Source organism: Phytohabitans sp. LZ39 (assembly GCF_059359075.1).
Genome location: NZ_JCADBM010000015.1, coordinates 1 through 23,752, shown reverse-complemented (window position 1 = coordinate 23,752; position 23,752 = coordinate 1). Strand labels below are relative to the sequence as shown.

Here is a 23,752-nt window from a genome sequence, read left to right as displayed (position 1 = left end):
ATCTGTCTTTCGAAATGCGGAGGCCCCGCCTGGCCGAGACCAGGCGGGGCCGAGATCCGCTAGCGGGTCAGCACTTGACGGGGGAGAGGGTGAAGTCCTCCACCGTCGGCGTGCTGGCGTTGACCTTCGTCTGGCGCGTCTGGGGCTTCCAGCCGTCCTTCGCGACGATCATCGTGAGCGGGTTGTTGCGGCGGTCGAGCCAGTACGCGTACTTGCCCTGCGCGTCCGTGGTGAACGTGAAGGACATCGCCCACGAGTCGACCTGCACCGTGGCGCCCGCGATCGGTGCGCTGCCGTTGCAGCCCGCCCCGGCCACGGTGCCCAGCAGCTTGCCCCAGGTCGTCGGGGGCTGCACCTCGAACGTCACCGGGACCGCCGGTACGGCGTAGGGGGTGTTCTCCCCGATGGCCACCGAGCCGGAGTAGGTGCCGGGCTGGTCGACGTTCGCGGTCATCGTGACCGTGACGGTGACCTGCTCGCCCGGCGCCAGCGTGGCCTCGGTCTTGTCGATCGAGAACCAGCTGACGTCCGCGCCGGCCGCCGCGCACTCCTCGAAGCCGGGCAGCGCCTCGCTGTCGGGCGTGGCGTTGAACTGCCCCGAGGAACCACCGATCTTGTAGAAGCCGCACGCCGCGCCGCCCCGGTACCGGGGGACGTTGGCGTTCGGCAGCGCGGACCAGGCGTTGGCGGCCGGGTCGTAGGCGAAGCCGGCGTTGCTGATCGCGCCGGCCTGCGAGCCGCCGACGACCAGCAGCTTGCCGTTGGCCACCGCGTACGAGCTGGCCCAGTTGTCGGCCGGCGCGTCCGCGATCGGGGTCCAGCTGCCGGCACCCGGGTCGAAGGCGAAGCTCGCCTTCTGTCCGACCGACGAGGCGTTGACGCCGCCGGTGCAGTAGAGGACCCCGTCGACCCCGCCGCACGAGACGAACGCGACCGACAGCGGGTACGCGGGCAGCGTCTCCCACGCGTCGGTGACCGGGTCGTACCGGACGGCGCTGTTGGACATCGGCGTACAGCCGGCGGTGGTGCAGCCACCGACCGCGTAGAGCTTGCCGTCCACCACGCCCTGGCCCGCGGCGGAGCGCGGCGCCGGGTTGTCCGCCTTCTCGGTCCACGCGTTCGTGGCCGGGTCGTACGACCAGGTCGTGCTGTCCGGCCCCGCGGCGCCCCAGCCACCGGTCGCGATGATCTTCCCGCCGGCGACGCCCACCGTCATGGCGTTGCGCGCGCCGGGCAGGTCCGCGATCGCCGACCAGGTCTGCGCCGCCGGGTCGTAGACGAAGTTCTTCGTCGTGGAGGCCGACCCGTTGCCGCCGCCGATCGAGTAGATTTTGCCGTCGAGCGTGACCACCCGGTTGTCCATCACGGCCGCCGGGTAGTCGGTGATGTCCGTCCACGGCGCGGCCTGCGGGCCGTTGGCCGCGGCGCCCACCGAGCTGGCGCCCATCGACGCCTTCGCGGCGAACGACGTCGGCACGTCGAGCCGCTGCTCAGGCGCGCCGTCCGAGGCGAGGATCTGCGCCCGGGTCATCCGCGAGCCGTCGGCGCGCAGGAGCTCGAACCCGCCGTCCCGCTCGCCGAACGTGACGTCCACGGGCGCGCCACCGGTGTTGGTCACCGTGAACGTCTTGGTGACCTTGCCGCTGGGCATCCGTGCCTTGCCGGTCACCGCGGCCGGCTGGACCGAGAGCTTGCCGGCGGCGAGCGCGAAGCTCGTCGACGTGGTCCAGTCCGCCTCCACGTCGACCACGTTGGTCTGGCTGACGTAGCTGCCCGCCGAGGCGGTGAACTTGTGCTCGCCGGTCAGCGACGAGAACAGCCAGAAGAAGCCGTCCGGGAGGCCGCTGTCGTCCGGCGTCGCCGCGGTGGTGGCCTTCTCCGCCGGCCGGTCGACGCTCGTGACGGTGGCGCCGTTCACGTACCCGTTGTCGTTCTGGTCGCGGACGTGCCCGACGACCAGGCCGCCGTTGGTCGGCACGCAGGTGACCTGGCTGCCGATCAGGACGTTGTCGACCTCCCACCACCAGTCGAACGCGGCGTCGTAGTAGTGGAACCGGACCTGCACCTGCGCCTGGCCGGCGGCCTGCGGGATCGGGATCTCCTTCACCTGCGGTCCGCGCGCGTTGGCCGTCTGCCGGAGCAGGTTGGTCCAGGTCGCCCCGCCGTCGAGGCTGAGGTCGACGTCGGCCTTGTTGGTACCCAGGAAGCGGAAGTCCTGGTTGAAGCGGATCACCGGCGCGGTGACCGCGGTCAGGTCGACGACCGGGCTGACCAGCGAGGTGTTCTGCGTGTTGCCGCCGCCATAGTCGTCACTGTCGATGATGGCGAAGCCGCCGGTGCCGCCGGTCAGGTTGCCCCGGTTGCCGTCGTCGGTGAACTTCCAGACCTGGCCGTTGCCCTGGTGGTCGACGACCGTCCAGCCGGCCGGTGCCGTGGTGCCGTCGAAGGTCTCGTACTCGCCGTCCGAGCCGTACTCGTACCCCGGCGCGGTCGTGCACGACTGGATCGACACCGGTACCTCGACGTTGGTGACGACGTTCCGCGAGCCGACCACGACCTCCTTGGTGACGGTCTGGTAGCCCGGGTACTGCGGTACGTACGTCAGCGTGTAGGTCGCGCCCGCCGGCAACGAGAGGCTGTAGCGGCCGTTGGTGGGGTTGGTGTAGTCGGCCGCGCCCGAAGGCCCGGCGACCGACACCTTCGCGTACAGCGGCCAGCCGTGCCCGGAGCCGTCGGTCACCGCGCCGCTGACCGTGACCTTCGGGCTCGCGTCGAGCGCGACGTTGAGGGTCGTGGTCTGGCCGGCGGTCACCGTCGCCGATACGGTCTTGCTCCCGTACCCGAACAGCGACACCACGGCCTGGTACTCGCCGGCGGGAACCAGCGACGAGAACGTCCCGTCGGCGGCGGTCTTCAGCTGGCGGTCCGCCGGACCGGTCAGCGTGATGTCGACGCCGGCGAGCGGGCCGCCGGTGGCCGCGTCGGTCACCTTGCCGGCGAGCGTGCCGTTGTCACCGGTCGGTGCGGCGTTGAGCAGCGCCAGCGCGTCGAGGCGGCCCTCGCCGTACACGTTGTTGTCGTCGGCCGTGCCACCGCACTGGGCGTCGAGCTTGTCGGTGGCGGTGTCGTTGAGTAGTTGGCGGGTCGCGGTGACCTCGCCGACCAGGCTGGGCGCCGCCGACCACAGCAGCGCGATGGTGCCCGCGAGATGTGGCGCGGCCATCGACGTGCCGTTGGAGCTGCCGTACCCGTTGCCCGGAATGCTCGACCGCACGTTGACGCCGGGCGCGGCGATGTTGGGCTTGATCTCGTCGTCCTGCCCGGCACCGCGTCCGGAGAAGCTCGCGACGTTGTTGTTCACGTCGTACGCGCCGACCGAGTAGTTGGCGATCCGGCTGCCCGGCGAGCCGCTGGACCGGCAGCCGAGGGTGCCGCTGTTGCCGTTGGCCCAGACGCCGAAGATGCCGGACGCCTCCCAGGCCAGCGACACGTCCTCCATGAACGGGTCGGTGGACGGGTTGCGCGAGCCCCACGAGTTGTTGATGATGTTCGGCCGCTTGCTGACGTCCGGGTTCTGGCCGTTGGAGTCGCGCGGCTGGAGCATCCACTGGCCGGACGTGATGAGCGCGTTGTCGTTCGGGCAGCAGCCGTTCGCCGCGATCCACTTCACCTCGGGGGCGACGCCGATCTGGTTGGCGCCGTCGAGGCCGGCCATCGTGCCCATGGTGTGCGTGCCGTGGCCGTCCGTGTCGCACGGCGCCGCGGCGCAGGTGCCGGCGGCGTTGAACCAGTTGTAGTTGTGGTTGAACGTCCCGTCGCCGTTGTTGCCGCGGTACGAGTTGACCAGCGCGGGGTGGTCGAACTGCACGCCGCTGTCGATGCTGGCGATCGTGATGCCGGCACCCTTGACGCCGTACTGGGCCCACACGGCGTCGGCCTTGATGTTGGCGACGCCCCACTCGACGGCGTTCACCGTCTTCTGGTCGGTGCCGGCGGTGAGCTCGGGCAGCTCGTACACGACCGGGGCGTAGAGGCCCTCGACCTCGCTGTGCGCGGCGATGCTCTGCGCCATGCCCGTCGAGGCGCCGCTGACCTTGATGGCGTTGGTCGCCCAGAAGCTCTGGTACTTCAGGCCCGCCGCGTCGAGCTCGGCGCGGACCTTCTCCTGGCTCTCCTCCGCGGTCTTCTGGAGGGCGGTGGCTACGGCGGTGCCCCGCTCGTTCCAGTCCTTGATGGCGCTGGCCTTGCTCAGGTCGGCCTTGGGCGCGAACCGGATCCAGAAGTCAGACTCGCTCTTCGCCTCCAGCTGCTCGGCGAGCTCCGGGCGGATCTTGTCGGACGCGGAGCCGCCGGGCGCGGCCTGCGCCGCCGAGCCGGTCGCGGCCACGCTCGTCGCGACGACCACCAGTGCCGCGCCGGCGCTCAGCAGCGACCTGGCCAGGCGTAGTCGGCGTGTCGGTCTCAACATCGATGCTGCCTCCCCTAGTGAAGGGCCGCCCCGCGGTTCTCGCTGATGGCCCGGTTGGACCCTAAAGATCACGGAAGAGATCGATCAAGGACACTGCGTCAGCAAACTGTCACCAAAACATGAGCAGGACCGCGGTCTGCCCGATTCGCCTTGCTAGGGACGGCGTGACGTGCATATGATCCGGATCAGTTTGATTTAGTCCCACCTACGGATGCGACGACCGCGCCGCCGACGTCAGGGACCCGATGGCAAGGGTTCGGCAGCCTGGCCCGGTGTGTCGCGGGTCCTCGCCCTCCATCGGTCGTCGGCGTGTGGCACCGCTCGACGAACGCCCGGTCACCCCGTGACCGGCCGTTTCGCGTCGTGCTCTGAAGTCGGCGATCTGGGCTCTTGACGCTGTCCGGTCGGGGTGACTCATGTCCACCCCATCAGGAGGCGTCTCCATGTGCATCACCCACGACCACTCCGGCTCCGCGTCCGCGCCGGACGTGCCGGCGCTCAGCCGCCGCGGAGTGTTGAAGGCGGCCACGGCCGCGACCGTCGGCGCCGCGGGCGTGCTCGCCGCGGCCGGGCCCGCCGAGGCCTCGGGCGGTAGCCACGGCGGGCCCCACCGGGTGCCGCTCGACCGCATCAGCGTCCAGCTCTACACGCTGCGCGACCAGCTCGCGATCGACCTCGACGGCACGCTCGCCGCGCTGCGCCGGATCGGCTACACGCGGGTCGAGCACGCCGGCTTCGTCGGCCGCACCGCGGCGCAGTTCAAGGCCGCGCTCGACAAGGCGGGGCTGCGCGCCACCTCCGGGCACTCCGGCATCCCGCAGCCGTTCGACGCGGCGGCCTGGCAGGCCACGCTCGACGACGCCCGCACGATCGGCCAGCGGTACATCGTGCACCCGTTCTTCGGCGTCGACGCCAACGGCCCGATCCGCAGCTCGGCCGTGTACCGGGCGTTCGCCCGCGACCTCAACAAGGCCGGTGCGATGGCGCGCAAGGCCGGCCTGAAGTTCGGCTACCACAACCACCACTTCGAGTTCTTCCGCCAGGACGGCGGTTCGCGCACCGGCTTCGACGTGCTCACCCGCGAGACCGACCCGGACCTCGTACACCTGGAGGTCGACCTCTTCTGGGTGACCAGGGGCGCGCACGACCCGGTCGACGTCATCCACCAGAACCGCGGCCGCATCCGCCAGTTCCACGTCAAGGACATGGACGCCAACGGCAGCTTCGCGGACGTCGGGCAGGGCCTCATCGACTTCGCCCGCATCTTCCGCTACGGCCGGGAAGCGGGCATCGACGAGTTCATCGTGGAACGCGACGACGCCGGCACCCCGCCGCGCGCCCCCGCGGACGCGATCAGCACCGCCGACGTCGGCTACGACTACCTGGCCGCCCTCCGGTTCTGAGGTGATGTTGTGAAATCGCTAGCCATCGTGGCTGGGATGACGCTCGTGGTCGGCGCCGTGGCGACGCCCGCGGCCGCCGGTGCCGCCCCGACGCCCCCACCGGACAGCAGCTTCCAGAAGGTCACGCTCAACGACTTCCCGGGCGAGCCGATCAGCCTCGCCGTGCTACCCGACAACCGGGTGCTGCACACCGCGCGGACCGGCGAGGTGCGCATCCACGACCCGCGCACCGGGCTCAACGTACTCGCCGCGGACGTGCCGGTGTACCAGCACGACGAGGAGGGCCTCCAGGGCATCGCGATCGACCCGGACTTCGCCCGCAACAAGTGGGTCTACCTCTATTACTCACCACCGCTCGACACGCCCGTCGACGACCCGGCCACCCCGGACGTCAACGAGGGCGACGCGCCGACCACGGGCACGGCGGCGGACTTCGCGCCGTTCAAGGGCGCGCTGCGGCTGTCCCGCTTCAAACTGTCCGGCAACACGCTCCAGCTCGGCACCGAACAGCGCATCATCGACGTGCCCGTGGACCGGGGCATCTGCTGCCACGTCGGCGGCCAGATCGGCTTCGACGGCAAGGGAAACCTCTATCTGTCCACAGGGGACGACACGAACCCCTTCGAGTCCGACGGCTACGCGCCGCTGGACGAGCGGGCCGACCGCAACCCGGCCTTCGACGCCCAGCGCACCTCGGCCAACACCAACGACCTGCGCGGCAAGCTGCTGCGCATCCGGGTCAAGCCGGGCGGCGGGTACACCATCCCGTCGGGCAACCTCTTCCGCCCGGGTACACCGAAGACCAAGCCCGAGATCTACGCGATGGGGTTGCGCAACCCGTTCCGCTTCGACGTCGACCCGAGGACCAACCAGGTGTACATGGCGGACTACTCGCCCGACGCCGGTGACCCGGACCCGGCGCGCGGCCCGGCCGGGCAGGGGCGCTGGATGGTCATCGACCGCCCGGCGAACTACGGCTGGCCCTACTGCGCCACACCGGATCTGCCCTATGTGGACTACGACTTCGCCACCGGCCGGTCGGGCGCGCCGTTCGACTGTAAGCGGCCGGTCAACGAGTCGCCGCACAACACCGGCCTGACCCGCCTGCCACCGGTCGCGGAGCCGGAGGTCAACTACTCATACGACGCGTCGGCCGAGTTCCCGGAGCTGGGCGAGGGTGGCATCGGACCGATGGCCGGCCCGGCGTACGAGTTCTCCTCCAACGACCGTTCCCGGGTCAAGTGGCCCGAGTACTACGAGGAGAAGCCGCTCTTCTACGAGTGGACCCGCGACTACGTCAAGGCGTTCACATTGGACCGTCGCGGCGAGGTGAGCCGGATCGAGCCGGTGCTGCCGTCGTTCGTCTTCGACAACCCGATGGACATGGAGTTCGGCCCGGACGGCGCGCTCTACGTCCTGGAGTACGGCGACGGCTTCTTCTCGGAGAACCCGGACGCCCAGCTCGCCCGGATCGACTTCGTCCGCGGCAACCGCACGCCCATCCCGAAGATCAGCGCCTCGCCGCTGGCCGGTCTCGCGCCGCTGACGGTCACGTTCTCCAGCGCGGGCACCACCGACCCCGACGGCGACCCGCTACGCTACGCGTGGGACTTCGACGCGAACGGCACAGTGGACTCCACCGCGCCGAACCCCACGTACACGTACCAGCGCAACGGCTCGTACCGGCCCACGCTGAAGGTCACCGACAGGACGGGCCGCTCCGCCTCGGCCGAGCTGCCGTTCGTGGTCGGCCCGATCGCGCCGGTGGTCACCATCGTGGAGCCGGTGGCCGGGCAGCCGTTCCAGTTCGGGCAGCAGGTCTCGTACGAGATCAGCGTCCTCGACGACGAGCCGATCGACTGCTCGCGTGTCGTCATGAACTACATCCTCGGCCACGACCAGCACGGCCACCCCATCACCACCGCCACCGGATGCTCGGGCACGATCACCACGACCATCCCCGGGCACGGCGAAGGCGACAACCTGTTCGCCGTGTTCGTGGCCGAGTACACGGACGCGCCGAGCGACCCGGGCACGCCACCCCAGACGGGTACCGCCCAGGTCATCCTCGACCCCACGCCCGCCACATAAGCGCGCCTCCTGGGGAGCTGGCCGGGCCTTCGGGCCCGGCCAGCACTTTTCCACCGAATCCCTTATTTGGACAGAGATTTGAGCTACCGCGACGTCCGTCGTGGTCCGGACCGCTGCTCCCGCGGCCTCACCCGTCCGCCGCTGGTCGCGCCGGTGGTCGACGTTTGTCCACAATGTCTGTTCCCGGATCGGCGATCCGGGAAAGCAACGGGGTTGTCGTCGCCGCGGGTAACCGCCACGAGGGTGTGAGCGGCGCGAGCTTCGAGATCTAGGAGAGTTTGGGCGCTATTTCAACCCTAAGCCTCCTAGATCTCGAAGTCTCGACCCATGAGCTGGTAACGCTGCGTCAGGATGGCGCAGGTAGGCCCCGCGAAGACTCCGGCGGGGCTTGTCTCGCGGAGCTGGCAGTGGACGGCCGGGGGGTTCGGCGAGCGCTGCGAGCCGCCGGCCGGGAACGGTGCCCGCGGGAGCATACGGTCCGCCACTGACGCGGACGTGGGCAAATCTGCCTTGAAGCAACACCCCCGACGAGCGGCGACCCTGACCCCGAAAAGGTCTCTAGACCTAGGGTTTTCATCGGCGCGGGCGTGGCAGGCCGCTTCCTAAGCTCGGTGAAGGGTGCGACTACCCGATAACCAGCGGGGAGGCGAGGGGTGCCGCGGCCACCGGCGAAGGGCATGGTGCCGCCGCCGGTCGTGGCCGCGACAGTGCTTGTCGCACCGTCGCGGCCGGCCGTGGCCCCGCCCTCGCCGACGCCCCGGGCGGCTGGCGGCGTGCCCGCCCAGTCCACAGTGGGCAATGCCGCCGTGGCGGCCGGGCTGGCCGGGGCGGCGCCGGACGCGGTGCGGCCGCCGCCCGCGCTGGGCAACGCGGCGACGGCGGCCGCGCTGTCGGCGATACCACCGCCGCCGCTCACCCTGCCCGCGACGGGGCCGCCGCTGCCCGGCGCGCCGGTACCACCACTGGCTCTGACTCCGCCCACGACGGCGCCGCACCCGCCGGTGGAGCCCGCCCTCCCGGCGGCCGGCGCGGCTCCGCCGGCGCCTGTGGTCGGCGTGAGTCCGGCGCCTGCCCTCCCGGCGGCCGGCGCGGCTCCGCTGGCGCCTGTGGTCGGTGTGAGTCCGGCGCCCGCCTTCCCCGCGGCCGGCGCGGGGCCGGCGGCTGCGCCCGCGCCCACGGTCGGTCCGGAGGCCGCACCCGCGAAGCCTGAAAAGGCGGCGGCTGGGCCGGAGGTGGCCCGGGCGGGCGGACCGGATGCGGTGGCGGCGCCGGAGAAGGCGGCGGCCAAGCGGCGCAGTCCGGGGAGCGATCCGAAGTTCCAGGCGTTGGCGAAGGACGTCGCCCGGAAGAAGAAGGCGGTCACGTCGAGCCATCCGCCGGCCAAGGCCGAGGCCGGTGCCGCGCAGGCGGCGGCCGTGCCGCCGCCGGACGACCGCGAGGCGCGGGGCAAGGCGGCGCACGCGGAGGAGATGAACGAGGCGCAGCCGAAGGTGTTCGACCGGGCCGAGTTCGTCCGCGCGGTCGAGGAGGCCATCGCCAAGCGGACGCCGCAAAACCTGAAGGAGGCCGACGAGTTCGGCACGTCGGGCAAGACCGAGGAGGCCAAGGCCGAGGTCCAGGGCAAGGTCGGAGAGGGCAAGCGGGCCTCCGCCGAGGAGATCGCCACCACGACGGCCGCGCAGCCGCGGCCGGCGCCGGACGCCAAGGACGTCGTGCCGATGACGCCGGACAGGCCGCCGAGCGCGCCGGGCACACCGCAGCCGGCCAACGCGATACCCGATCGGCTCCCGCCGGCGGCCACCGACATGTCCGCCGGGCCCGAGCAGGTCGAGGCGCGGATGGCCGCGGCGGACGTGACCGAGCCGCAGCTGGCGCGTTCCAACGAGCCGCGCTTCAAGCAGGCCTTGGCCGAGAAGGAGAAGCTCGACGCCCACTCGGCCGCGGCGCCACCCGCGTTGCGGGCGGAGGAGGCGGCCGTGCTCGGCGGCGCCGAGGGCGACGCCAGGCGGCTCGGTGGCGGCGCGATGTCGTCGATGGCCGGCACCCGCGCGGCGACCGGGCGGACGGTGCAGGCCGGCATGGGCGGCGCGAAGAAACGCGACGAGGACAAGCGGGCGCGGGTCACGGCGATCCTCCAGTCGGTGTTCGACGCGACCCGCACCGACGTCGAGAAGATACTGTCCGATTTGGACGGTAAGGTCGACCGGCAGTTCACCGCGGGGGAGAAGGCGGCGCGGGAGCAGTTCACCCGCGAGCACGGCGCGGACATGCGGCGGTGGAAGGACGAGCGGTACTCCGGACCGTTCGGCTGGACGATGTGGCTGCGCGACTGGGCGCTGCCGCTGCCCGACGAGGTCAACCGCTTCTACGAGAACGCGCGCCGCAACTACATCAACCGCATGCGCGGGGTCATCTCCGACGTCGCCACCACCATCGAGGTGGAGCTGCGCCGGGCCAAGGACCGCATCGCCGCCGGCCGCACGCAGCTCCAGGACGCGGTGCGCAAGCTCCCCGCCGACCTGCGCGCGATCGGCCAGGAGGCGGCGGGCGAGTTCGCGGAGAAGTTCACCGAGCTGGCCGACACGGTCGACGAGAAGGGCACCGAGCTCGTCGACACGCTGGCGACCAAGTACACCGAGGCGGTCAAGTCGGTCGACGACGAGATCGCCCGGGAGAAGGAGAAGAACAGGGGCGCGCTCGCCAAGGCGGTCGACGCGGTCAAGGGCGTCATCGACGCCATCATCGAGCTCAAGAACATGCTGCTCGGTGTGCTGCGAAAGGCGGCACAGGCGCTCCGGGCGATCCTCGCCGACCCGATCGGGTTCCTCGGCCGGCTGATCTCGGCCGTGGGTGGCGGCCTGAAGCTGTTCATGCGCAACATCGGCCGGCACATGGCGGCCGGCATCCTCGGGTGGCTGCTGGGCACCGCGCCGCAGGCGGGGTTGCGGCTGCCGGCCCAGTTCGACGCCCGCGGCATCGTGCTGCTCATCTCCACGCTGCTCGGGCTGACCTGGTCCAACATCCGCGGCCGGATCGTCCGCAGGGTGCCCGAGCCCGCGGTGGCGGCGGCCGAGACCGCCCTGCCGATCGTCGGGAAGGTCAAGCGCCAGGGCGTCGGCGGCATGTGGGACGACATCAAGGGCCGCGTCGGCGACCTGAAGAAGGAACTGATCTCCAAGATCATCGCGTATCTCGTGCCGACCGTGATCATCGCCGGCGTCACCTGGATCCTGTCGCTGCTCAACCCCGCCTCGGCGTTCATCCGTGCCTGCAAGATGATCATCGACATCGTCCGGTTCATCGTGACCCAGGGCCGGCAGATCATCGAGTTCGTCAACGTGGTGCTCGACGCGGTCATCGCGATCGCCCGCGGCGGCGGCGGTGGGGTGCCGCAGCTCGTCGAACGCGCGCTGGCCCGCTCGATCCCGGTGCTCATCGGCGCGCTCGCCGCCATCCTGGGCATCGGCGGGATCGCGGGCAAGGTCAAACAGATCTTCCAGACGCTGTCCCGCCCGGTGAACCGCGCCGTCGACTGGGTCATCGGCAAGATCGTCGACCTGGTGAAGAAGCTCTGGGCGAAGCTGAAGCCCAAGCGCCGCCCGGACAAGCGACCGCGCCGCGACCGTCCCGGATTGCCCCGAGTGCCCCGCGCGCCACGCCGGCGGCGCCCTCCTCGCGCGTCGCGCCCGCCGCGCGCCAAGCGGCCCGACGACCGCCGGGACCGGCGCCGTCCGGACCAGCGGGAGCAGCGCCGGGCGCTGGCCGCCGCCCTCCGCGAGGCGCGCGCCCTGGTACGCCCCGGAGCGTCGATCCAGGAGATCCGGGCCGAGCTGCCGGAGATCCGCCACCGGCACCGCCTGACCTCGCTGCGGCTGGTCGTCGACGGGGTAACGGCCACCTCGACGTTCCTGCACTTCGAGGCGGTCGTCAACCCGAGCGAGCAGAGTCCGCGGGACGAGATCCGGCTGACCCACCAGGAGATCCAGGAGACATACGGCATCCTGGCCGCGCACCAGGACAGGTTCCAGCGGTTCGCCGACCAGCGCGGGCTCGTCATCGACATCCGCGCCACCAACCCCTACTCGGCGCCGTGGATCGAGCAAGGCGCGATCCCGAAACCGACCAAGGTCAAAGCCAAGACCATCAAACCCGAGGACACACTCATCGGAGTACAGGAATGGAAGCTGGGACTGGTCGGATTCTTCGAGCCCACCAGGCCTGTGCCGGGCTCGCGTAACTTCGACGCGGCGAACGAGCGGTTCAACGAGCGGACGAAGGAGTACGCGAAGTACTACAACGCCATGCAGGACCTCCGCCCTCCGCCCGAGACGCGCGGCTACTACGTGGTCGAGGACCAGGTCGTCTGGGGCTTCACCGACCAGGGCGAGAAACGGCGGCTGGCCGGCGACAACGATCTGTTCCAGATCAGGTACATCAAGGACGAGTCGCTGCTGGAGGGCAAGCCGTACGTGAAACTGCTCAATAGGATGATGGCGGCGAACATCGGCGTGGCGCACGGGGCGACCGTCAACTGGTCGCCCCCGGCAGACCTGGTCGAGATCAAGATCGAGGTCATCCGGAAGGCGGCGGACGAGAAGATCATCCGGTTCCGCCCGCACCTGCCGCCCCGGCTGGTCACGTCCACGACACCGATCGAGGCGGTCGACCGGGCACGATGAGGCGACGTCTGGAGAGGACACCCGCATGACCACCGGCTCCACCGCCGAACGGGCCGCGCTGCTCGCCGAGGGCAATCGGCTGTTCGCCGAGCAGCAGGCGCTGTCCGCCACCGACCCGGAGACCGCCGCCGACCTGGGCGACCGCTACTCGGACCTCGTCGACAGCTACCTCGAGCTGCTGGCCGAGGTGCCGCTCGCGCGCTCGCCCCACACGGGCGAGGTCGTGCGGTGGCGGATCGACACGGCCGGCCTGGACGGCTGGTTCTGGCGCCGCCACACGTCCGAGCGCGACGATCCCGAACCGATGCCGGCGGGCTGGCTCGCGATGCACGGCGCGATGCGTCTGGTCGAGCCGGTGGAGCGCACCCCGTTCCAGGTGGTGCCGGGCCCCGGCGTGCCGTACGTGGTGCCGCGGCTGCTGGAGGTGCCCGGCGTCCGCGCGGTCGTGTCCCAGGTGCCGGTCGGTCGCCACACCGGGTGGGCGGTCACCTACTTCGGCGCCAACCCGGACAACGTCGAGCTGGTCAACACCTGGGGCAGCGACACCTACTACGTGTACGACGAGTCGGGCACGTGGGTCGGCTGGCACCAGAGCACCGACCGCGTGTCCGACTACGACTTCGAGCTTGAGCCGTGGCTGCGGTCCGGCAAGCTGCTGTGGATCGCGCCCGACGACGAGTCGGCGACGCTTCGGGAGGGCGCGGAGGATTGCCCTTATCGCGACCTCGAGGGCCCGCGCCGGATCGCTCACATCCAGAACGGCGAAATCGAGTACGGCCCGGCGGCCTAGCATTTCCGGAAGGGCTGTTGTCCCGCGATCGGCTGGGTTTCCGGCGCGCCATGCCGGCGTCTCGCCGGCCGATGGGTCAAGATCGGGGCGTGGTACTGGCTGAGGATCTCGATACGTCCACCTTGAACGCTCGGCAGCAGCGCATTCTCGCCGCCATCCGCGACTGGGTGGTCCGGTACGGTTACGCGCCCTCCACCCGGGAGATCGGGGACGCGGTCGGGCTGGCGTCGACGTCGTCGGTCAGCCGGCACCTGCGCGTGCTGGAGGATATGGGCTTCCTGCGCCGCGGTCGCACCGCCACCCGACCGGTCGACGTGCGCCTGTTCCTCGGGGCCGGCGAGTCCGAGCGCCGCGACCCGGCGACCGTCGGCGTACCCCTCGTGGGCTCCATCGCCGCCGGGACGCCGATCCTCGCGGAGGAGATGGCCGAGGAGACGCTCACGCTGCCGCGCGACCTCGTCGGCAAGGGAAACCTGTTTTCGCTGCGGGTGCGCGGCGACTCGATGATCGACGCGGCGATCTGCGACGGCGACATCGTCGTGGTGCGCCAGCAGCACGAGGCGTACAACGGCGACATCGTGGCCGCGGTGATCGACGAGGAGGCCACCGTCAAGGTGTACCGGCGCCGCGGTGGCCACGTCCTGCTCGAACCGCGCAACCCGGCCTACGACGTGATCGACGGAGACCGCGCGGTCGTGCTGGGCCGGGTCGTCTCGGTGCTGCGCAGGATATGAGAAAGTCGCGAATTCGCGTCGGGTAACTACCCTCGCGATGTGGGTCTTTTGTTCGACCAAGCCGACAAGGTCGCGTCGGTCGTCGGCGCGCTCGCGGCGATTTTCGGGGCGTGGGTCGCTTTTCGCGATCGGAGTTTCCGCAGGCGTGATCCGCGCCATCGCACCACGGATGGGAGTTCTCCCATTTGGCGCGGCATGGTGGTCGCCGCGGTCGGTCTGCTGATCATTCTCGGCGCGGCCGCGTCAATGCAATATCGCCGCGACGCGGACGAGAAGCCACCCGGCCCGCCCGCATCGACACCTACTCCAACACCCGCACCGACGCCAAATTCAACACCGACGGGTGACGTGCGCGAGCTGGCCGTCACCTATCCGCTGCCGGGCAAGGTCGGCTTCCGCGAGGTGGTGCGGGTCGTGACGCCCCCGCTGCCCCCGGGGACCACCGTCGTCGCGATGGTGCGGGTGGCCGGCGGGAGCTGGTATCCCACGGAATGCGTTTTCGACGACGCGCGGCGGACCGGCGCCTGCACCTACGCGCAGTTCGGAGCGAATCCCGCCGCGTCCGCCGGCAAATTCGAGATCGTCGCTCTCGCACTGCCCGACGGCGTGGTGCGAGACCTGGTCGACAACCAGCCCTACCGGGGCGAGCTCGACGATCTCGGGCCTATGCGGCGTTCGAAGGTCTACGAATACTCGCGTTAGCCTCCTTGAGCGCCGCGCATATCTCCGGCAGCGAGGCGCCGATCGGCTCGCGGATCACCTCGACGGCCAAGGGGTCGTAGGGCGTGGGGTCGCGGTTGACGATCACCAGGCGGTTGCCCGCCTCGACGGCCATCGCACACAGCGAGGCGACCGGCTCGACCTGCAACGAGCTGCCCACCGCGAGCATCAGGCCACTGTTGGCGGCGATCTGCCGGGCGTGGCCGAGCGTGACCGCGTCGAGGTTTTCGCCGAACATGACGACCGCCAGCTTGAGGATCCCACCGCAGTCGCCGCAGCGCGGGTCGTCGTCGCCCGCGGCGACCCGCGCGAGGGTCTGCTCGCTCGGCGTGCGCCGCCGGCAGCGGGTGCAGGCCACCTCGTGCATGGTGCCGTGCAGCTCGAGGACCTTGCGCGGGCTGACGCCGGCCTTCTGGTGCAGGCCGTCGACGTTCTGGGTCAGGACTCGGACCGCCACGCCGGCCTGGTCGAGGTCGGCCAGCGCGCGGTGGGCCGCGTTGGGCTCCGCCGTCCAGGCGGCGTGCCCGAGGTACGCCCGCCAGAACTCGGCCCGCGTCGCCGCGCCGGCCATGTACCTGTCGTAGGTGAACGCGTTGGCCAGCTTGGGGTTTCGCGTCCACACGCCGTCCGGACCGCGGTAGTCGGGGATGCCGGAGTCGGTCGAGATGCCGGCGCCGGTCAGCACCGCCACCCGGGTCACGCCCTCGGCCCAGCTCGCGTCCATGACTGCCGATGGTAGGCGCGGCCGCGGCGCCCGGGCGACGGGTTATCCGGTGACGACCGCGGCGGTGGCGGCGACGATGTCGGCGATCCGTTGGTAGTCGAGGGTTTCCGGCGTGTCCGTCGGCTGGTGGTAGTGCGGGTTGCGGAAGTTGGCGGTGTCGGTGACCTGGATCGCCGGCATCCCGAGGTCCCAGAAGGGTCTGTGGTCGCTGCGGGCGAAGTCGCGCACCAGCGGCGCCACCCGGCCCAGGTGTCGCCCGATCACCGGGAGGTCGACCGGGTCGCGGGCCAGCATCACCGCGTGGCGGCCGGCGGCCTGGGACAGGGCGCCGCCGAACGCGGCCGCCAGCCCCCGGGCGGTCGCCCGGTAGAGGATGATCGTCCACTCGCCACGGTGCTCGCGGGCGCGCATCCGCTTGATCTGTCCACGGTAGAGCAGGCCTAGGCCGGGAGGCAGGTGCTGGCTCGCCGGGGTCGTGGCCGTGTAGCCGATGCACTCGAAGACGATGACGCCGCCCGGCTCCCGGCCGGCCGCGGCGAGCTCGTGGGCCAGCGCGCGGGAGCCGTGCAGGCCGGTCTCCTCCTGGTCGAAGACGGCCAGGGTGATGTCCGGCCTCGGCGGCACGATGCGGGCCAGTTCGAGCAGGCCGGCGACCCCCGAGGCGTTGTCGTCGGCGCCGGGGCTGCCGGGCACGGTGTCGAGGTGCGCCCCGACGAGAAAGCGGGCCGGGCCGCCACCGGTGATCAGGTTGACCCCGGCGACCCCGTCGTCGAACGGGCGGCGCCGCACCGACCAGCCGGCCGCCTCCAGCTGGTCGGTCACGTACCGTTCGGCGCGCGCCATCGCCTCGGGCGCGTGCAGCCGGCCGCGTGGCTCGTCGAGGCGTTCCACGTCGGTGCGGATCCGCGCGACGTCGACCTTCGCGCGCAGGTCGTCCAGGAGGGTGGTGGACGGGCGGTCCAACCGCGGCTCGGTGGCGCCGAACATGTCAGACCGGTGCGCCGCTGCGCTCGGCGGCCTCGATCACCGACTGGAGCGCGGCGAGCAGCGCGCGCCCGGTCTCCAGGTCGAGCTCGACCGCCACGCGGGCGGACGGGCCGCGCTCCGGGTCGACGAAGTCGAGCAGCAGCGCGTGGTCGAAGCGGGAGCCGACCGCGTGGTCGAAGCCGACGTTGGCCGCGGTGACCGGAAACCAGCCGGCACCGCCCTTGGCGGCCCCGGCGGCGGGCACGGTCTCGGAGATGTTCGTGCACATGGTCAGCTCCCGGTGGAGAGGTGGCGGCCGAAGAAGGTGAAGACCTTCGCCCAGCCGTCCATCGCGGACTCCGGGCGGTACGCGGCCCGGTGGTAGTAGAAGAAGCCGTGGCCGGCGCCGGCGTACCGGTGGAACTCGTACTCTTTGCCGTGCCTCTTGAGCTCTTCCTCGTGCCGGTCGACGAGCTCGGGCGTCGGGAACTGGTCCTGGTCGCCGAAGAGGCCGAGCAGCGGCGCGTCGAGGCCCGCCGTGTAGTCGAGCACGGAGACCGGCTGCTGCGGGGTGAGCGCGTCGGGCGCGGCCACCACCCCGCCGCCCCACAGGTCGGCCACCGCGTCGAAGCCGCCGGCCTTGCTGGCCGCGAGCAGCGCGTGGCGGCCGCCGGAGCAGGTGCCGAAGACGCCGACCTTGCCGTTGGCGGTCGGCAGCGCGCGCAGCCAGTCGCGGGCCGCGACGAGGTCGGCGACGGCGAGGTCGTCGGAGGCGCCACCGGCCGCGCGGACCGCGGCGGCGACGTCGTCGGGGTCACCGTGCCCGGCGCGGCAGTAGAGGTCGGGGCAGATCGCGATGTACCCGTGGTCGGCGAACCGGCGGGCGAACTCCCGGTACAGCTCGTCCCACCCCGGCAGGTGGTGGGCGAGCACCACACCCGGGTACGGGCCGGGCCCTTCGGGGCGGGCGACGTACGCGTGGACGAGGTCGCCGTTTCCGGCACGGTACGAGGTGACGCCGGCGAGCAGGCCGGCCGGCGCGTCGGTGCGCAGTGAGTTCCACACGGACAACACCCTAAAAGAGCGTCAAGGGCTCCACGGGTACCGGCTGGGGGAGCGGCGCCAGCTCGGGCACTCTGGCTCGCACCTCGTCGTGGAATCGGCGGGCGAGCGCGGGCGCCTCGGCGTTGTCGGGGGTGTGCACGAAGACCGTCGGCGAGCGCCCTTCGCGCAGCCACCTGGCGGCGACCTCGACCCACCGCCGCCAGCCCTCGACCGTGCGGTCGGTGTCGTCGCGGCCGAGGTAGCGGACGATCGGCCGGCCGGTCAGCGCCCGGGTGCGCACCGGGACGCGCGGCTTCTTCATCCAGGCGTCCCGCTCGGCGTCGCTGGTGGGCGGGCTCGCGAAGAACGCCGTGGTATCGAAGGGAATCCACTCCGCGTCGGCGGCGGTGAGCACCTCCTCCAGCCGCGCGGCGGTGCCGGTGTCGGCGAAGAACGCGGGGTGGCGGACCTCCACCGCGTACCGGTGGGAGGCGGGCAGCCGGCGGAGGAAGCGGGTGAGCACGGGCACGTCGTCCGGCGCGAACGACGCCGGCAGCTGGATCCAGAGCGCGTGCGCCCGCGGCCCGAGCGGCTCGATCGCGTCGAGGAAGGCGCGCAGCGGCTCGCCCGAGTCGGCCAGGCGGCTCTCGTGCGTCACCACGCGAGGCAGCTTGAGCACGAACCGGAAATCGGGGTCGGTCTGGCGCGCCCACGAGGCCACCGTCTCCCGGGTGGGTGTGGCGTAGAACGTGGTGTTGCCCTCGACCGCGTCGCACCAGCCGGCGTAGTGGCGCAGCCGCTCGTGCGGCGGCAGCGGGTGCGGCACGAACCGCCCCTGCCAGGCCTTGAGCGTCCACATCGCACAGCCCACGTGAAGACGCATGGGCACAGCCTACCGGCGCGACCGCCGCCCGCGGCCGACGAGGAACACCATCGCCACCACGAGTACCGCCGCGCAGGCGAGCGTGATGACGCCCCACGGTGTGGTCGACGGCGCCGGGGCCGCGGGCGCGGGCTCCTCGGGGAGGGCGCACGTCACGGCCGCCGGCGCCGCCGGCACCTGGAGCTGGGCGTCGCACCGGGCCACCGCCGGGATGGCCATCTCGGCGGTCACCGTCCACCGGCCCGGTGCGAGCTGACCGGAGTAGGTCAGCGCGCCGTCACCGAGCGCCTTCAGTGGCACCGGGCCGACCCGCTGGCCGGTGGCGGTCGCGGTCAGGATCGCGCTGGCCGACCCGGTCACGGGATGGCCGTCCGCCCACTTGGCGGTGATCCAGACCGAGCCGGCGCCGTCCGAGTGGACAGTCAGGACGGCGCCGGCGTGTGCCATGTACCTCAGAATCACAGGGCCTTGACTTCCAGCAGGCCCACCGACCCGGCGCCGCTCTGGAGCAGCACCCGCAGCCGGGTCGTGCTCACGCTGGTGAAGGTCACCCGGTTGTACTGGTTGAGCGCGACGGGATACCCGCTCGCCCCGGCCACGTCGACGTACGCGCTGCCGTTCCAGGACTGGAGCTTCCACGACGCGGGCACGCGCACGCCGCCGTTGTCGTCGAAGAAGTACACCTCGGCGGAGGTGAGCGTCTGCGCGGCCGACCAGGTCAGCAGCGCCCACTGCTCACCCGTGTTGGGCCAGGTGCCCCAGCGTGGGTTGACGGTGTCGTTGGACTGGGCGGGCTCGGCGCCGTCGTTGATGGCGGCGACGCTCTCCCACGACGAGGTGTACGACGCTGATGCCGCCGCGGCGAGGGCCTTGTTCGGGTTGGGCTGCGGGTTGCCGCCCCCGGGGCCCTTGATGAGGAACAGGTTGTCCGCCACGTTGAAGTTGTTGGCCAGGTAGGAGCCGGCGGCCGGGTTGGTGTGGTAGTAGTCGTCGTGGTTGCAGTCCAGCCGGTTGTCGTGCGCGCGGTCGGTGCACTTGGTCTGGATGACCACGTTGGGCCCGTCCTTGTAGCACATGACGTCCCACTCGTCGACGCAGTGCGCCGCGCCGGATGCGTTGGGCGCGTTGTTGTTGACGGCGCCGAGCGTGTGGCCCAGCTCGTGCGCGGCCACGCCGGCGCTCCAGCAGCCGTTGTCGGCGCGCGCGTACTCGGGGCCGGAGTTGGAGCGGTTGGCGTCGGTCTTGCGGGTGTCGCCGGCGAAGCCACCGATTCCACAGTAGACGTTCGCGTCGACGAACTGGAGGTACTTGCGGTCGGTGCGCGTGTAGCCGGCGGCCTTCACCGCGTTGAGCAGTGGCGCCCAGTCGTTCGCGTTGAGCGCCGAGTCGGCGATCTGCACGTCGCGCACTACCGGGCGGCAGGCGCCGTTGACGGTCTCGGTCACGTACCGCACGTGGCGCTCGCCGCCGGTCTCCCGGGCGCTCTCGTTGAAGATGACGTCGACACCCTCGGCCAGCGAGCGGAACGTCTCCAGGTACTGCTGGTACCGGCTGGTCGAGCCGTGTATGTACAGCACCTCGACGCGGCGGCCCGAGGTGCCGTCGCCCTCGCAGACCGCGAGCGCGCTGGCGGCCGCGGCGGGGGCGGCGGCGAGCGGCTGGATGCGGCGCTTGACGGACAGGCCGACCGGTGGGGTGTCCGGGCCGTGCGTGCACATGACCGGCGTGACGCCCTTGACCTGGAACATGCCGGCGCACGGACCCGTCCGGTCGACGCGGAGTCCATTGTAGATCATGCCGCGGGCGGCGTCGTTGGCCGGCAGTGCCGGGTCGGCCGCCTCACCGGCGAACGCGCTGCCGCCGAGCAGTCCGATGAGGACGGTGATAGCGAAGGCGCCGGCGAGCAGTGTCCGGCGCCGGCGGCGATGGGGATGGTCGGGCATTCGCGGCTTCCCTTTCATAGGAGAAACGGCGCGCCGCCCGGAGGCGCGGGGGGTTTGTCATAGACAAGCAGCAAAGGTCATCAATGTCAAGGCGGTCCATGACGGTACATTGACCGCATGAGCGTGAATCGACGTACGTTGATCAAGGCGGCCGGCGCTGCCCCGCTCGCCCTCGCCGCGCCGACCCACGGCCGCCCGCGACCGCCCGTCACCGTGCGGGTGGCGACCCCGTTCGCCGCGGGGCACATCTTGGCCGACACCGCGCTGAAGTTCAAGGAGATCCTGGAGGCCGGCACCCGCGGCCGCCTGGTCGTCGAGGTGGCGACCTCGGTGCTCAACGAGCAGACGATCAACCCGGCGATGGCACCCTGCGACCCGGCCGAGCGGGTCGCCGACATCGTCCTCACCGGCGGCCAGCCGATCCAGGACTACGCGCCGGCCTACTTCTTCTTCAACGGACCGTACGTGATCCGTGACTACGCGCACTTCCAGCGGGTCTGGCGCAGCCATCTCGGCGACGAGGCCCGCGCGCTGGTCCGCTCCGGCGGAAACCTCGTCTCGCTCGGCACCGTCTACAGGGGATTCCGCCAGTTCACCGCCAACAAGGAGATCGTCACCCCGGCCGACCTGGCCGGCGTCAAGCTGCGCCTGCCGCCCGTGCCAGACTGGGTCGCGGTCTGGTCCGCGCTCGGCGTGGTGCCCGTGGAGGTGCCGCTGAACGGCATCTACGAGGCGCTGCGCACCGGCGTCGCCGAGGCCTCCGAGGGCGACCTCACCCAGATCTCCTCGCTGCGCCTCTTCGAGGTGCAGTCACACCTGGCGCTGACCGGCCACCTCGTCGGCTTCGGCCTCGTGGCCGCCAACGCCTGCTTCCTGCGCGACGTGCCCTGGCCGCACAAGGTGCGCGCGGCCATGCGCGCCGCCACCGACTGGGGCTCCCGCTTCATGGCCGACCGTGAGGCCACCCTGCTGACCGAGCTCGCCGCCGCCGGCATGACCGTCGTGACCCCCGACGCCGCGGCCATCGAGGCCGCCGCCAAGCCGGCCATCGACCAACTCTTCGCCACCCGGTGGAACGTGACGACCTGGGAGGAGGTGCTCGCCCTCTGATCGGAGACTTTCGGTGTCGGGCCCGCCGTGACGGTTCAGAGGCCTATTTGCCCATGCCCGCGTCAGCTGCGGACCGCCGCTCCCGCCGGAGACCGCGGACGCCGGCGGCTCGCTGGCGCGAGCCGAGAGCCCCGGCCTCCGCTGCCGGGTCCGCGAGACAAGAACCCAACGGCCGGCTTCGCCGGCCGCGTAGGCCCTGGGGTGACCTTGTGGGCCGCGGAGGGTGAGGCCGCGGGAGCAGCGGTCGAGACCACGCCGGACATCGCGGTAGCTCAATATCTCTGACCCTGGAAGCTCTTCGTCGAAGAGAATGATCAACTAATTGTTCACGATGTGATCACTGTGCTTTGCCCGTGGGTTTCAAAAGGGTGGCACACACTCAGGCCACCCCCTTCCTGAGCTGGAGCGTCGTCCCTTGCCCCTCCGTGGCCTCGCGTGCGCCGTCGCGTGTGCCGTCGCCGTTCTCGCGGCGCCGGCGCCGGCCGGCGCGCACCCGTTCGGCGACCCGCAGACGGTGGCGATCGCGGCCGACCCGGGCCGCCCGGAGGTCGTCGACGTCCGGTGGAAGGTCGGTGGGCTCGATGACCTGACCGTGCTCGGGGTCGCGCTCGGCCTGCTGCCGGAGGACCGGGTCATGCTCGACGGCGCGGTCTTCTACCGCGACTCGGACGCGGCGGCGGTCGGGCCGTCCCCGCGGTTCGCGGCGTACCTGCTCGAACGGGTCACGGTCACCAGCGACGGCGACGCCTGCGCCGGCCGGGTCACCCCGCCGGCCGACCTGGCCCGCGACGGTGCCTCGATCGAGTACGCCTGCCCGGGGCCGGTCGGGGTGGTGTCGGTCGCGGTCCGCACGCTCACCGACCTCGACCCGGCCTACCGGACGCTCGCCACCGGACCGGGTGGTGCCCGCGCGGTGTACACCTCCGCGGAGTTCACCCACAACTGGACGCTCGGCGACGTCCCGGCGGCGGCCGGCCGCGGGCGCGGCGCTCTCCTCCAGATCGGCGCGGTGGTCGGTGCCGTGGCGCTCCTCGCCTTCGCCGCGGTGACCCTCGGTAGGCGGCGGAGGGCGGTCGCGTGACGACCATGCAGGCCATCATCGAGTCGCCGGGCGTGCCGCCGCTGGCGTTCGCGCTCGCGTTCGCCGCCGGGGCCGGCCACGCGGTGACGCCGGGACACGGCAAGAGCCTCGCCGCCGCGTACCTCGTGGGGTCGCGCGGCCGGATCCGGGACGCGGCCTGGCTCGGCGGCTCGGTGGCCGTGATGCACACGCTCTCCGTACTGGTGATCGGTCTGCTGTGGACGTTTCTGTCCCTTTCGGACGCGATCCGGCTGGAGGAGCTGACCCGCTGGCTCCAGCTGGGCGCCGGCCTCCTCGTGGTGGAGCGCCACGAAGGTCTACGACACCGGCGACCGGGTCACGTACCAGGGCAAGGTCTTCGCGGCCTCGTGGTACGCGAAGAACAACAAGCCCGGCGACCCCAACGGTCCGTGGCAGGAAATCGCCATGACCGAGGAGGGCGTGGCGATCTGGACGCCGTCGCGCGTCTTCAACAGCGGCGACGTCGCGACGCACGAGGGCAAGCGGTGGCGGGCCCGCTGGTACACCCGCAACCAACCCCCAGGCGACCCCAAAGGCCCCTGGAGGCCCGTCACCTGACCGTCGCTCCCGCGGGCCGGGCACCGGCGGGGTAGCTTCGGCCCCCTCTTTAGACAGAGATTTGAGCTACCGCGACGTCCGTCGTGGTCCAGACCGCTGCTCCCGCGGCCGCACCCGTCCGCCGCTGGTCACGCTCACCCCGGAGGCTGCGCCGGGCCTTTACGGCTCCGGGTGGGTAGGTGTGCGCGGGATGCATTTGCTCTGCTTCCCTAGAGTGGCCATCCCACGCCTCGACGGGTGAACGCGTTGACGCGCGCGGCTCGACAGCTTTCCCGACGGACCAGCCGCGGCCGGTCCGCGAAGATCTTCATCCAAAACCTTGTTTCGCGGGCCCGGCAGCGCGGCCACATCCTCCCGCGGCGGTCTCCGGCGGGAGCAGCGGTGGCGGCGGTGTGCGCGGCGCGGGATTCGAGATCTAGGTGTACTGCCCACGGACGTTGGTGACACGGGGATCTTGATTGGGTGAGGACCTCCTCGGTAGGTGTGGAGCTACCACAACAGCCGCACCATCCGAGGGAGGTCCTCGTGCCCCACCGT

Annotated in this window: 17 protein-coding genes; 9 read left to right on the top strand and 8 right to left on the bottom strand. The window is 71.4% G+C overall.

Going from position 1 to position 23,752, the window contains the following annotated elements:
- Window positions 1-67: 67 nt before the first annotated feature.
- A complete protein-coding gene (locus tag AC5L36_RS26585; protein WP_441225176.1) occupies window positions 68-4,468 on the bottom strand; it encodes a S8 family serine peptidase in 4,401 nt (1,466 codons plus the stop codon).
- A 443-nt stretch (window positions 4,469-4,911) separates the two neighbouring features.
- Between AC5L36_RS26585 and AC5L36_RS26580 the strand changes: the two genes are divergently transcribed.
- From AC5L36_RS26580 to AC5L36_RS26555, 6 genes are all read left to right on the top strand, one after another.
- Window positions 4,912-5,871: a sugar phosphate isomerase/epimerase family protein gene (locus tag AC5L36_RS26580; RefSeq protein WP_441225175.1), complete on the top strand. Its 960-nt coding sequence runs from the start codon at window positions 4,912-4,914 to the stop codon at window positions 5,869-5,871.
- A gap of 36 nt (window positions 5,872-5,907) precedes the next feature.
- Entirely contained in the window at window positions 5,908-7,962 is a 2,055-nt protein-coding gene (locus AC5L36_RS26575) for a PQQ-dependent sugar dehydrogenase (protein ID WP_441225173.1), read from the top strand.
- 653 nt (window positions 7,963-8,615) lie between these two features.
- Window positions 8,616-12,641 carry a phage tail protein gene (locus AC5L36_RS26570; protein ID WP_441225171.1) on the top strand — a complete coding sequence of 1,342 codons (4,026 nt, stop codon included), beginning with the start codon at window positions 8,616-8,618 and terminating at the stop codon, window positions 12,639-12,641.
- Window positions 12,642-12,666: 25 nt separating this feature from the next.
- A complete protein-coding gene (locus AC5L36_RS26565) occupies window positions 12,667-13,431 on the top strand; it encodes a hypothetical protein (RefSeq protein WP_441225170.1) in 765 nt (254 codons plus the stop codon).
- A 71-nt stretch (window positions 13,432-13,502) separates the two neighbouring features.
- Window positions 13,503-14,165 carry a transcriptional repressor LexA gene (gene lexA, locus AC5L36_RS26560; RefSeq protein WP_494909044.1) on the top strand — a complete coding sequence of 221 codons (663 nt, stop codon included), beginning with the start codon at window positions 13,503-13,505 and terminating at the stop codon, window positions 14,163-14,165.
- Between the two features lie 48 nt (window positions 14,166-14,213).
- A complete protein-coding gene (locus AC5L36_RS26555; protein WP_494909043.1) occupies window positions 14,214-14,867 on the top strand; it encodes a hypothetical protein in 654 nt (217 codons plus the stop codon).
- On the opposite strand, the gene AC5L36_RS26550 is transcribed toward AC5L36_RS26555, so the two are convergent.
- Genes AC5L36_RS26550 through AC5L36_RS26520 form a run of 7 tightly spaced genes read right to left on the bottom strand, consistent with a single transcriptional unit; the run spans window position 14,830 to window position 20,445 of the window.
- Window positions 14,830-15,609 (bottom strand): SIR2 family NAD-dependent protein deacylase, encoded by a 780-nt coding sequence (locus tag AC5L36_RS26550; protein WP_441225164.1) that lies wholly within the window; start codon window positions 15,607-15,609, stop codon window positions 14,830-14,832. The two genes, AC5L36_RS26555 and AC5L36_RS26550, sit on opposite strands and share 38 nt — an antisense overlap.
- A gap of 42 nt (window positions 15,610-15,651) precedes the next feature.
- Window positions 15,652-16,596, bottom strand: a complete 945-nt coding sequence (locus AC5L36_RS26545) for a M20/M25/M40 family metallo-hydrolase (protein ID WP_441225162.1) — start codon at window positions 16,594-16,596, stop codon at window positions 15,652-15,654.
- Window position 16,597: 1 nt separating this feature from the next.
- A complete protein-coding gene (locus AC5L36_RS26540; RefSeq protein WP_441225161.1) occupies window positions 16,598-16,864 on the bottom strand; it encodes a DUF6295 family protein in 267 nt (88 codons plus the stop codon).
- Between the two features lie 2 nt (window positions 16,865-16,866).
- Window positions 16,867-17,640, bottom strand: coding sequence for a dienelactone hydrolase family protein (locus AC5L36_RS26535; RefSeq protein WP_441225160.1), 774 nt, complete (start codon window positions 17,638-17,640; stop codon window positions 16,867-16,869).
- Window positions 17,641-17,650: 10 nt separating this feature from the next.
- The gene (locus AC5L36_RS26530; protein WP_494909042.1) at window positions 17,651-18,502 is read right to left on the bottom strand and encodes a DUF72 domain-containing protein; all 852 of its coding nucleotides are present in this window, start codon (window positions 18,500-18,502) and stop codon (window positions 17,651-17,653) included.
- Between the two features lie 9 nt (window positions 18,503-18,511).
- Window positions 18,512-18,949 (bottom strand): hypothetical protein, encoded by a 438-nt coding sequence (locus tag AC5L36_RS26525; protein ID WP_441225158.1) that lies wholly within the window; start codon window positions 18,947-18,949, stop codon window positions 18,512-18,514.
- 11 nt (window positions 18,950-18,960) lie between these two features.
- Window positions 18,961-20,445, bottom strand: a complete 1,485-nt coding sequence (locus tag AC5L36_RS26520) for a hypothetical protein (protein WP_441225157.1) — start codon at window positions 20,443-20,445, stop codon at window positions 18,961-18,963.
- Between the two features lie 117 nt (window positions 20,446-20,562).
- On the opposite strand from AC5L36_RS26520, the gene AC5L36_RS26515 reads away from it, so the two are divergent.
- The 3 genes from AC5L36_RS26515 to AC5L36_RS26505 all read left to right on the top strand — a co-directional run bounded on the left by AC5L36_RS26515 (window position 20,563) and on the right by AC5L36_RS26505 (window position 23,250).
- A complete protein-coding gene (locus AC5L36_RS26515; protein WP_441225155.1) occupies window positions 20,563-21,555 on the top strand; it encodes a TRAP transporter substrate-binding protein in 993 nt (330 codons plus the stop codon).
- A 415-nt stretch (window positions 21,556-21,970) separates the two neighbouring features.
- Window positions 21,971-22,636 carry a hypothetical protein gene (locus tag AC5L36_RS26510; protein ID WP_441225153.1) on the top strand — a complete coding sequence of 222 codons (666 nt, stop codon included), beginning with the start codon at window positions 21,971-21,973 and terminating at the stop codon, window positions 22,634-22,636.
- A gap of 5 nt (window positions 22,637-22,641) precedes the next feature.
- Window positions 22,642-23,250 carry a hypothetical protein gene (locus AC5L36_RS26505; protein WP_441225178.1) on the top strand — a complete coding sequence of 203 codons (609 nt, stop codon included), beginning with the start codon at window positions 22,642-22,644 and terminating at the stop codon, window positions 23,248-23,250.
- The last annotated feature ends 502 nt before the right edge of the window (window positions 23,251-23,752 follow it).

Excerpts from the sequence above, each read along its gene's own strand:
- AC5L36_RS26540 (WP_441225161.1), bottom strand. The coding sequence starts at position 16,864 with ATGTGCACGAACATCTCCGAGACCGTGCCCGCCGCCGGGGCCGCCAAG.
- AC5L36_RS26550 (WP_441225164.1), bottom strand. The coding sequence starts at position 15,609 with ATGGACGCGAGCTGGGCCGAGGGCGTGACCCGGGTGGCGGTGCTGACC.
- lexA (WP_494909044.1), top strand. The coding sequence starts at position 13,503 with ATGGGTCAAGATCGGGGCGTGGTACTGGCTGAGGATCTCGATACGTCC.
- AC5L36_RS26505 (WP_441225178.1), top strand. The coding sequence starts at position 22,642 with ATGCAGGCCATCATCGAGTCGCCGGGCGTGCCGCCGCTGGCGTTCGCG.
- AC5L36_RS26520 (WP_441225157.1), bottom strand. The coding sequence starts at position 20,445 with ATGCCCGACCATCCCCATCGCCGCCGGCGCCGGACACTGCTCGCCGGC.
- AC5L36_RS26580 (WP_441225175.1), top strand. The coding sequence starts at position 4,912 with ATGTGCATCACCCACGACCACTCCGGCTCCGCGTCCGCGCCGGACGTG.
- AC5L36_RS26565 (WP_441225170.1), top strand. The coding sequence starts at position 12,667 with ATGACCACCGGCTCCACCGCCGAACGGGCCGCGCTGCTCGCCGAGGGC.
- AC5L36_RS26575 (WP_441225173.1), top strand. The coding sequence starts at position 5,908 with ATGACGCTCGTGGTCGGCGCCGTGGCGACGCCCGCGGCCGCCGGTGCC.
- AC5L36_RS26515 (WP_441225155.1), top strand. The coding sequence starts at position 20,563 with ATGAGCGTGAATCGACGTACGTTGATCAAGGCGGCCGGCGCTGCCCCG.
- AC5L36_RS26585 (WP_441225176.1), bottom strand. The coding sequence starts at position 4,468 with ATGTTGAGACCGACACGCCGACTACGCCTGGCCAGGTCGCTGCTGAGC.
- AC5L36_RS26525 (WP_441225158.1), bottom strand. The coding sequence starts at position 18,949 with ATGGCACACGCCGGCGCCGTCCTGACTGTCCACTCGGACGGCGCCGGC.
- AC5L36_RS26530 (WP_494909042.1), bottom strand. The coding sequence starts at position 18,502 with ATGCGTCTTCACGTGGGCTGTGCGATGTGGACGCTCAAGGCCTGGCAG.
- AC5L36_RS26545 (WP_441225162.1), bottom strand. The coding sequence starts at position 16,596 with ATGTTCGGCGCCACCGAGCCGCGGTTGGACCGCCCGTCCACCACCCTC.